Source organism: Pseudomonas sp. TKO26 (genome assembly GCF_003225665.1).
Lineage (GTDB): Bacteria > Pseudomonadota > Gammaproteobacteria > Pseudomonadales > Pseudomonadaceae > Aquipseudomonas > Aquipseudomonas saponiphila.
In genome coordinates this window covers 1-380 of sequence record NZ_QKLN01000070.1, presented here as the reverse complement: position 1 = coordinate 380, position 380 = coordinate 1, and the positions used below count along the sequence as shown (strand labels likewise).

At 47.1% G+C, this 380-nt stretch carries 1 rRNA gene; it reads left to right on the top strand.

What is annotated here, in order from left to right:
* Positions 1–168, top strand: a 23S ribosomal RNA gene (locus tag DNK59_RS31500); the annotation flags it as partial.
* Positions 169–380: the final 212 nt, after the last annotated feature.

The window sequence follows — 380 nt, the reverse complement described above, 5'->3', positions numbered from 1 at the left end:
GATAACCGCTGAAAGCATCTAAGCGGGAAGCGAGCCTCAAGATGAGTCATCCCTGATACTTTAAGTATCCTAAAGGGTTGTTGGAGACTACGACGTAGATAGGCAGGGTGTGTAAGCGCTGTGAGGCGTTGAGCTAACCTGTACTAATTGCCCGTGAGGCTTAACCATACAACACCCAAGGGGTTTTATCGGACTCCACAAACACTTGAATGTAAGTTTGAGACCGCGAGAATCGAGTTGTCGAGTATCGCGATAGTCAGTTTTTAAGATTGTAACGTTAGGAGTCTCGTATCGAGAAATCTCGACACTCGTAACGAAAAAGAATTTGCTTGGCGACCTTAGCGCTGTGGTCCCACCTGAATCCATGCCGAACTCAGAAG